The sequence below is a fragment of the Streptomyces caeni genome (assembly GCF_042678285.1).
Lineage (GTDB): Bacteria > Actinomycetota > Actinomycetes > Streptomycetales > Streptomycetaceae > Streptomyces > Streptomyces caeni.
On the sequence record NZ_JBHUDX010000088.1, the window covers coordinates 60,712 to 69,293 of the forward strand.

Below are 8,582 nucleotides of genomic sequence, written 5' to 3' on the forward strand. Positions count from 1 at the left end.
GGGCGGCCGGCACCGGCGCCGCGGTCGGGGGCGCGCCCGAGGGGGTGGTCACGGCCGCTCCGTGTGGCGCCGGACGACGCCCGCCGCCAGTCCGGCGCCCTCGAAGGCGCCGGAGCGGGCGCGCGCGGCCAGGGTGCGGGCGACGATCCGGTCGGTCACCGAGGGCAGGTGACGGGCGAGGAAGCACTCGACGGCGCCCTTGCGGGTGGTCGCCAGGTCGCGGTGCACCCGGCGGCTGAGGACCGCCCGCAGCACGGCGTCCACCACCCCGTCGAGCGGCTCGTAAGTGCTCATGCCCTCGAGGGACAGTCCCGCGGCGGCCGTCGAGTCGTGGATGGGGCTGCGCACCGCGGAGGGGTAGAGGCAGGTGACCCCGACATGGGTGCCGACCTCCAGCCGCAGGGCGTCGGCGTACGCCACCAGGGCCCGCTTGGACGCGCCGTAGGCCGCGGCCAGCGGCAGCTGCAGCACGGCCATCCGCGAGGCGAGCATGACCACCCGTCCCCGCGACGCCACCAGCGCCCCGACGCAGGCCGCGGTCACCCGCCAGGTGCCCAGCAGATTGATGTCGAGCTGGCGCCGGACCTCCGCGCCGGGCGGCAGCTCCGCCGGCGCCGGGCCGCCGGTTCCCGCGTTGTTGATGAGGACGTCGAGTCCGCCGAGGGTGTCGAGCGCCGTGCGGACCGCGGTCGCGACGCTCTCGTCGTCGGTGACGTCGCACGGCAGCACCCGCACCGGGTCGTCCGGCCGCGGGGCGAGGTCCAGTCCGATCACGACGGCGCCGAGCCCGCTGAGGCGTTCGCAGATCGCCCGGCCGAAGGTGCCGGAGGCCCCGGTGACGACGACGCGCAGGCCGTGTGCGTCGCGGCGGCCGCCGAACAGGGCGGCCCGGGGGCGGGGGTGGGTGCTCATCGGGCCGTCCGTTCGTGCTGGGCCGGGGCGAAGGCCCGGCCGGTGCCGCGGGCCCGCCGGGCGCGCCCGGCGGTGGCCTCGCGCGGCAGGTCGGCGACGTACTGGTCGAAGTCGATACGCATCATCGGGCGCCGGTCCTGGCCCCAGCGCGCGGTGGCGGCGCGCAGCGCGCGGGCCACCGCGCGGCGCTGGTCGTGCGCGGGGGGCAGCGCGTAGCCGCCGGAGAGATAGGCGGCGGCCAGCTTGGCCTGGGCCTCCACCACCGGCAGCGCGGCTCCGGTGGACTGCATCAGCCCGACGAAGGCCAGGCTGGGCTCGTCCAGGTGGAAGACCCGCTTGTACAGGGGAAGTTGTTCGGGATCCTCCCCCGCCCACCGGGGGGACAGGAACGGCAGGGTCACCCGGTAGCCGGTGGCCCAGACGATCAGGTCGACCGGGTCCGACGTGCCGTCGGTGAAGACCACCCGGTCCCGGTCGAGCCGGTCGATCCCGGTGCGGGCGACGACCTCGCCGTGCGTGAGGCGGTGCAGGATGGTGTCGCTGATGGTGGGGTGGTTCTGCAGGAGCCCGCCCTTCGGCGCCGGCAGGCCGTAGCGCTGCGGTGTGCCCACCGCCAGGCGCAGCAGGGTCTCGGCGAGACGCTGGCGGATGCGCCAGGGCAGGACGGCCAGGGCGCCACCGGTCGCGTCGGACGGTCTGCCGAAGAGGTACTTGGGCACGATGTGCACGCCGTGGCGGGCGGAGAGCAGGACCGGGCCGCGGGCGGCGTACGAGGCGTCGACGGCGATGTCCATGGCGGAGTTGCCCATTCCCACCACGAGCACCCGCTTGTCCCGGAAGACCTCGGCGGTGCGGTAGTCGTGGGCGTGCATCTGGACGCCGTCGAAGGTGCCGGGATAGGCGGGGCTGGGCCATCGGGGGTCCCAGTTGTGGCCGCTGGCGACCACCACGGCGTCGTACCGTTCGCTCCGGCCGTCCTCCGTGGTGACGTTCCAGGTCCGGCCGGCCTCGTCGCGCTCGACGGCGGTGACCGTGGTGCGGAAGCGGATGTGGTCGGTGAGGTGGAAGGTCCGTGCGTAGTCGGCCAGGTATTCGGCCATCCGGTCGGCCGACGGGTAGTCGGTCCAGTGCGCCGGCATCGGGAAGTCCGCGAACTGGGTCCGGCCCTTGCTGGTGTTCAGGTGCAGGGACCCGTAGGCGGGTGACAGGCCGCTCGCGTTGCCCCGGGCCCACAGCCCACCCGGCCGGTCGCCCTGCTCCAGGGTGACGACATCGCAACCGGACTCCAGAAGGGCTTTGGTGGCGGTCAGGCCGGCCGCGCCGGCGCCGATCACGGCGACGCGGCAGTAAGGCGTCATGGGGTACTTCCTCCAGGGCGGGTCGGGGCGGCGGCAGGGGCCGTGGCCCGGGTGGGCGCACGGCTCGTCCGCCGGGGCGTGTGCCGGGGCGCCGGCCGGGCGGTGGCCGTTCTACGCCTGACGGGCCGTGCGCAGCCGGCGGGTCATCAGGCGCAGATAGCCGCGGGGCGAGATGCGGTGGGCCCACCAGGCGAGGCGGGCGGTCCGCCCGGGCAGCAGCAGATCCTTCCCGCGGACCACCGCCCGGACGATCTCCCGGGCCACGTGGTCGGAGGTGATCTCCGCTCCGGTGACGGAGCGCGTCGCCCCGGGCGCGCGGGGCACCTCCGTCATGCCGCCCGTGACGAAGGTGGGGTGCACCATCGTCACGGACACCCCGCTGGGGGCGAGTTCGGCCCGCAGCGCGGTGAACAGTCCGGTGACCGCGTGTTTGGCCGCCACGTACGCGGGGCGGCCCAGGACCGGGGCGAAGCCGGCTACGGAGCTGAGGACCACGATCCGCCCCCGGGACGCGGTGAGCGCGGGTATCGCGGCCCGGGTGCAGATCAGCGCCCCGATGTAGTTGACCTCCATCACCCGGCGGTAGGTGGCGACGTCGTGGTCGAGGAGCGCCCCGACGGCTGAGATCCCCGCGTTGTTGACCAGCACGTCGAGCCGGCCGTGGCGGGCCGCCAGTTGCCCGAACGCGGCGCGCACCTGTTCCTCGTCGGTGATGTCGCACGCGACGAAGCGGTCGTCCCCGGGCGGGCAGGCGCCGGGCAGGTCCAGGCCCGCCACCGTGAATCCGGCCTCGGCGAATCGCTTCATGAGCATCGCGCCGATGCCGCCGGCGGCGCCGGTGATGACGACCACCTGGGTCATGGGGTTCCTCTCTTCCCTGCGGTCCCTGAGGGGTCTTCCGTGCGCTCCTGCGGAGCGGCGGCGGGCAGGCGGCCTGGAGGGCGGCCGTCGTCACCGGGCCGTCCCAGGGGGTCGCTTGTGGTGGAGGCCAACAGTAGGAGGTGGGTGCGGGGGGAACCATGGCGTGGCCCACGGTCTTCGGCGCCCGCCTTGTGCCCGGCCACAACAGAGGGCACCATCGCGGGATGGATCCGCGTGACGAGTGGTCTGCCGTCGTCGATCTCATGGAGAGAGTGGTCGGCGAAGAGGACCTGCTGTCCTCCTCGGTGGCGGGCGTGCGCACGATGGTCCCGGAGGTCGCGGCGCTGACCACGGCCGACATCGGCGGGCACACCCGCGCCCTGCTCGCCGCGGCGACCCGGGCCCTGGCCGCCCGGCGCGGCCCGACGCAGGCCGAGCTGTCCTTCGTGGAGGACCTGGGAGTGACCCGGGCCCGGCAGGGTGTGCCGATCGAGGCGGTGCTGCGGGCCATCCACGTGGCGGAGCGGGCCATCTGGTCGCGGGCCCGGGAGATCGCCGCCGCCACCGGGGTCCGCGCCGAACTGCTTCTGGACGCCCGCGAGTTGTACGACGACTGGGCCGAGGCGGTGCGTGCCCGGCTCATCGAGGCCCACCGGGCGACCAGGGCCGACCACGGGGTGCGGACCAGCGACCGGGAGGCGGCGCTGCTACGGCGTGTGCTGGAGGGCGGCTCGGCGGCGGCGCTGGCAGCCGCGGAGGCCGGGCTGCCGGCCGGCGGTCTGTGGGTGCTGGTCCTGCGGCCGGACGCGGCGGCCGCGGGGGTGCGGCAGCGGCTGTCCGACCAGGGGCCGGTGCTGTTCGGGGTCGTCGACGGGCTGCTGGCGGGCGTGCTCGGCCAGGCGCCGTCACGCTCGGGCGTCGCGCCGCTGCGGGCCGGGCTCGCCGGCCCCGCGGGTCCGGAGGAACTGGCCGCTGCGCGGCGCCTGGCGGCCCTGGCCCTGACGGCCGCCGAGGCCACCGGGCGGCCCGGCCTCGTCCATGTGGCGCAGGCCGCGGCACTCGCCGCGGTGCTGGACCGGGCGGACCTGGCCACCGTCCTGCTCGATCACCACCAGCCGGCCTGGGCGTCGCTCGGCGCCAACGCCGAACCGGTGGCGCTCGCCGTCCGCGCCTGGCTGGAGGCCGACAGGGACGTCGCCGAGGCCGCCGGGCAGCTCTTCGTGCACCCCAACACGGTCCGCAACCGTCTGCAGCGTTTCAGCGAGGCCACCGGGATCGACCCCTCCACCACCTTCGGCGCGGTGGACGCCTGGTGGCTGTGCCGGGCCTGGCTGACGCGCGGCTGAGCCGACGGCGGGCCGGCCGCGCACCCATCCCGCGGCGGCCCTCCGGTGGGGTGCCGGGTCACCTGCGTACGGGCGGTGTCACCCCCGGACGAACAGCGGCTCGCCCGGCGGTGTCGCCCCGGCCGGCAGCAGCGCCAGGTCGAGGCCGCGCACCAGGCGGGCCCTGAGCGTGTCGTCGGCGGCCATGCGCTCGGCCACCGCCCGCGCGGCGTCGGCCGGGGCCGCGGCGGGGTCCAGGACGAGCGCGAGGATGCCGTCCGCCTGTCCGGGGCCGAGGTAGGCGCGCCGCACGGCGGGTTCGGCGGCCACCGCGGCACGCACCGCTTCGGTGACGGCGGGGTCGGCGAGCGGATCGGTCGTCGTCCGGCCCTCGGCGAGCGCGAGCAGCGCGGGGCCCGTCAGCTCGAACGGCACCGGCCCGGACATGTCCAGCACGATCGTGTCGGCCTTCTCGTGCGCGGCGGCCTGCAGCACCTGGTGCAGGGGGACGGCGACGGGGCGGGCGGCGGGATCCCAGCGGGCGAGGGCGTCCGTGGAGGTGAACGCGGGCAGGGCGGTGCGGCCACCGGCCTTCAGGGTCGGCACGGCCATGTCACTGGTCTTCTCGCGGCGCAGACCGTTCTCGTCCTCCTCGACCTCGCCTAGCACGGCCACGACCGGCACCAGCAGCCGGGCGCCGCCCAGCGCCTCAAGGACGGGCCCCACGGCGGTGCGGTCCTCGGCCCAGGCGGCCAGCGCCGCGCTCAGCCGGGGCTCGGCGGAACCGTCGTCGTCGGAGAACGGGTGGTCGGGAATGTTCTTGTTCGCCACGGTCACCGACCCTATCCGGGGTCCGACGCGAGGACGGCGCCGCCCCTGGGACACGCGCCCTGCGGTCTCACGGGTTTCTCAGCCGCCCCTGACACGGATCTCACGTCCGTCCCACCTCACGCACAGCGCGCGGCCCGAGCATCGCGGCCATGGAGTCCCCCAGAGCCCGCCGGCGCCGCCGTACCCGTTCCTCCCGGCGTCGCCCGTTCGCCGTCCTGGCGCTGGCGTCGGTCCTCGTCGCCGGTGGTACGGCCGCGGGAACGGCATACGTGAAGGCGCGGGCGCACGCCGACGCGGGCGCCGTATCGTCATCGTCGTCGGTGACGCCCTCGGTGTCGGCCCCCACGCGCCAGGAGGCATCGGTGGAACCTGCGGCCAGGCCCTCGGTGGACCGCGACGCGCTCCTGGAGAAGGCCATGAGGGCGGTGAGCGTCGAGGACGGGGCGGATCTGGCCGTGGCCGTGCTCGACATGGACACCGGTGACAGCGCCACGTACGGCGAGGGCACCTTCGACACGGCGAGCATCGTGAAGGTCGACATCCTGGCGACGCTGCTGCTCCAGGCGCAGGACGCGGGCCGGCGTCTGACCGGACAGGAGAGGACCTGGGCCGCCGCGATGATCGAGAACAGCGACAACGCCTCGGCGTCGGCGCTGTGGACCGCGATCGGGCAGGCGGAGGGCCTCGACCGCGCGAACGCGCGCTTCGGCCTCACGGACACCGCGGGCGGTGACGGAGCCCTGTGGGGGCTGACCCGGACCACCGCGGCAGATCAGCTCACCCTGCTGCAGCAGGTGTTCGGGGAAGACTCTGAGCTGAGCGGGCCCTCGCGGGCGTATCTGCGGGGCCTCATGGGCGGCATCGCCGAGGACCAGCGCTGGGGTGTGTCGGCGGCCGCGGACGGCTCCGGGTGGGCCCTGAAGAACGGCTGGCTGGCGCGCAGTACGACCGGGCTGTGGGACGTCAACAGCATCGGGCGGATCACCGTCGGCGGGCACGGCCGGCTCCTGGTGACGCTGTCGAGCGGCAACTCCACGAAGGAGAAGGGCATTGCGCTGGTGGAGGCCGCAGCGCGTGCGGCGGTCGCGGCGTTCGCCTGAGGCGGTCCGGCGGTCCGCCCGTCCCTCACAGGCCGTGGGGGCGCGTCCTGCTGCGGCCGCGCCACAGCACCACCGACGCCACCAGCAGCGCGGCGCCCAGGCTTCCCGCGAGCGGGCCCGCCCAGCCCGGGGAGTCCGTCGTGCTGCCGGCCCGGTCGGGGCCGGGCCCGAAGTACCTCTGTCGGTACGACGTCGCCCGCAGGCCGTCCGCCGGGAGGGAGGCGGCCGCCTTGATGGCCGCCGCGGGGTCGATGAAGCCGAAACCGCGGGAGTCGTCGCGGCCTCCGGCGGGCGCGTCGCGGGCCGTCCTCTCCAGGAGCTGCTTGATCTGCGCCGGGGACAGGCCCGGGTGGGCCGCCTTGATCAGTGCGACGGCGCCCGAGACGAACGCGGACGCCGCGCTCGTGCCCCAGCCCTCGTAGTACTTGCGGTCGGGGTCGGCGATGACGATGTCGACACCGGGCGCGCTCACGGTGGCGTACCAGCGGCGGGTGGAGAAGGATGCGCGGGTGCCGTAGCGGTCGACGGCGGTCGCGGCGATGACGCCCGGGTAGGCCGCCGGGTACGAGATGTGGTCGCCCTTCTCGCCGCCGTTGCCGGCCGAGGCGACGACGACGGCACCCTTCTTCAGGGCGTACTGCACCGCCTCGTCCTCGGCCGCCTCGGGATGGGCGGAGTCGGAGTCGTCGCCGAGGGAGAGGTTGATGACATCGGCGCCGTGGTCGGCGGCCCAGCGGATGCCCTCGGCGAGCGCGTTGCCGCGCGAGTCACGGGCCTTGGCCCGGGCCGGGTCGCCGTCCTCCAGAATGACGCGGACGGGCAGGATCCGCGCCTTGGGGGCGACGCCCACGACACCGTCGGCGTCGTCGATGCCGTGGCCGTGACCGGCGATGATCCCGGCCATGGCGGTGCCGTGCCGGGCCCAGGGGCGGTCGCCGCGCCGGGCGCCGAAGCCGACGAGGTCCGTGCCCGCCAGGACGTTGCCGGCCAGGTCGGGGTGGGTGGCGTCGACGCCGGTGTCGAGGACGGCGACGGTGATCCCCTCGCCCTTGGTCGTCCGCCACGCCTTCTGCAAGTGGAGCGCGTCGAGGGCCCACTGCTGCGCGCGTATCCCGTCGGCGTGCGCGACGGCGGCGGGCAGCAGGGCGAGGAGGCCGGCTATGAGGAGGGTGAGGAGCCGGGCGCCTGCCGTGCGGATCACGAGGGCGTCTCCGTGGTCGTGGCGGGCCGTGGGCGGGGGTGCGGGCGGGCGGTCATGACGGTTTCTCCGTGGCCGAGGCGAAGGTTTTGCGCAGGGCCGCCTCGACGCGGTCGGCGAGGCCCGCGGCCTCGTCGCCCAGGCCGGCCTGGGCGGGGGCCGTGGTGGCGCCGGTCTTCATGGCGTCCGCGGCGGGCTGCGGTTCGCTGACGGTGCGGCCGTCGGCGAAGCCGGAGACGGCGTAGACGACGACGGGCGCGTCCGTGCGGACCGAGATCGTCCAGGATGCGCGCTGGGCGTCGCCGAAGCCCGCGGCCACGGTGCCCTTCGCGGCGTACGGACGGGGCATCAGATCGGTGCGCCGGTCCAGGCCCCCGTCCTCGAAGCGGCGTTTCAGCGCGCCCATGGCGGCGGCGTCCGCCCTCGTGAACAGCAGGCCGACGGTGGTGACGTGGCTGCGGGTGGCGTCCGTGTACGTGGCGCGCAGCAGCCGCAGACAGCCGACCGGGGCGAGGGCCTGGCGCAGGAGCGGGTCGAAGGCGTCCTGGCAGCCGCTGTCGGGCGCGACGGCGATACGCGTCCAGGTGCGGTCGGCGCCACCGGGGCCCGCGTCCGTCCCGTCGACGGTGGGCGGGAAGAACCGGTCGACGGGGGCGCTGTGCCACAGGCTTCCGGCGACGGCGAACGCGCCGCGCGCTCCCTGCCCGCTGTCCTCTCCGGTCAGCCAGCTTCCGGTCACGGCGCCGCCGATGAGCCCGAGGCCGAGGACCAGGCAGACGGCTGCCGCGGCGGCCCGCGGGTGCAGCCGCACGGCCAGGCGTCGCGGGCGGGCGGACTCGACGGCGCGCGTGTCGGGCCGGGCGAGGGTCACCACGGGCCGGTCGGACACGAGGGGCCGGTGGTGCAGGCGCGCGGTCGTCTCCACGATGCCCTCGGGCGACGGCTCGGTGCGTGGTGGCGGCACGGCGGCGCTCGCGGGGGCGTCCGCGGCCCGGCC

The 8,582-nt window shown here is 75.7% G+C and carries 8 protein-coding genes; 2 read left to right on the forward strand and 6 right to left on the reverse strand.

The features are described 5' to 3' along the window. Positions 1-48: 48 nt before the first annotated feature. From ACFSL4_RS29385 to ACFSL4_RS29395, 3 genes are all read right to left on the reverse strand, one after another. Positions 49-912 (reverse strand): SDR family NAD(P)-dependent oxidoreductase, encoded by an 864-nt coding sequence (locus ACFSL4_RS29385; protein WP_381089412.1) that lies wholly within the window; start codon positions 910-912, stop codon positions 49-51. After that, positions 909-2,270: a flavin-containing monooxygenase gene (locus tag ACFSL4_RS29390; RefSeq protein WP_381089415.1), complete on the reverse strand. Its 1,362-nt coding sequence runs from the start codon at positions 2,268-2,270 to the stop codon at positions 909-911. The genes ACFSL4_RS29385 and ACFSL4_RS29390 overlap by 4 nt, the downstream gene beginning before the upstream one ends. A gap of 111 nt (positions 2,271-2,381) precedes the next feature. Beyond that, positions 2,382-3,131 carry an SDR family NAD(P)-dependent oxidoreductase gene (locus ACFSL4_RS29395; RefSeq protein WP_381089418.1) on the reverse strand — a complete coding sequence of 250 codons (750 nt, stop codon included), beginning with the start codon at positions 3,129-3,131 and terminating at the stop codon, positions 2,382-2,384. Positions 3,132-3,355: 224 nt separating this feature from the next. On the opposite strand from ACFSL4_RS29395, the gene ACFSL4_RS29400 reads away from it, so the two are divergent. Further along, positions 3,356-4,477: a helix-turn-helix domain-containing protein gene (locus ACFSL4_RS29400; protein ID WP_381089421.1), complete on the forward strand. Its 1,122-nt coding sequence runs from the start codon at positions 3,356-3,358 to the stop codon at positions 4,475-4,477. A 78-nt stretch (positions 4,478-4,555) separates the two neighbouring features. On the opposite strand, the gene ACFSL4_RS29405 is transcribed toward ACFSL4_RS29400, so the two are convergent. Then, a complete protein-coding gene (locus ACFSL4_RS29405) occupies positions 4,556-5,287 on the reverse strand; it encodes an SseB family protein (protein WP_381089424.1) in 732 nt (243 codons plus the stop codon). 149 nt (positions 5,288-5,436) lie between these two features. Here ACFSL4_RS29405 and ACFSL4_RS29410 point away from each other — a divergent pair, with 149 nt between their 5' ends. Next, the gene (locus ACFSL4_RS29410) at positions 5,437-6,387 is read left to right on the forward strand and encodes a serine hydrolase (protein ID WP_381089427.1); all 951 of its coding nucleotides are present in this window, start codon (positions 5,437-5,439) and stop codon (positions 6,385-6,387) included. A gap of 25 nt (positions 6,388-6,412) precedes the next feature. On the opposite strand, the gene mycP is transcribed toward ACFSL4_RS29410, so the two are convergent. Both mycP and ACFSL4_RS29420 read right to left on the reverse strand, forming a co-directional pair. Beyond that, positions 6,413-7,588, reverse strand: coding sequence for a type VII secretion-associated serine protease mycosin (gene mycP / locus ACFSL4_RS29415; RefSeq protein WP_381089430.1), 1,176 nt, complete (start codon positions 7,586-7,588; stop codon positions 6,413-6,415). 52 nt (positions 7,589-7,640) lie between these two features. After that, positions 7,641-8,549, reverse strand: coding sequence for a hypothetical protein (locus tag ACFSL4_RS29420; protein WP_381089441.1), 909 nt, complete (start codon positions 8,547-8,549; stop codon positions 7,641-7,643). Between the last annotated feature and the right edge of the window lie 33 nt (positions 8,550-8,582).

What these genes read in the sequence shown, in the direction of transcription:
- ACFSL4_RS29385 (WP_381089412.1), bottom strand. Translation starts at nt 912, where the DNA reads ATGAGCACCCACCCCCGCCCCCGGGCCGCCCTGTTCGGCGGCCGCCGC.
- ACFSL4_RS29390 (WP_381089415.1), bottom strand. Translation starts at nt 2,270, where the DNA reads ATGACGCCTTACTGCCGCGTCGCCGTGATCGGCGCCGGCGCGGCCGGC.
- ACFSL4_RS29395 (WP_381089418.1), bottom strand. Translation starts at nt 3,131, where the DNA reads ATGACCCAGGTGGTCGTCATCACCGGCGCCGCCGGCGGCATCGGCGCG.
- ACFSL4_RS29400 (WP_381089421.1), top strand. Translation starts at nt 3,356, where the DNA reads ATGGATCCGCGTGACGAGTGGTCTGCCGTCGTCGATCTCATGGAGAGA.
- ACFSL4_RS29410 (WP_381089427.1), top strand. Translation starts at nt 5,437, where the DNA reads ATGGAGTCCCCCAGAGCCCGCCGGCGCCGCCGTACCCGTTCCTCCCGG.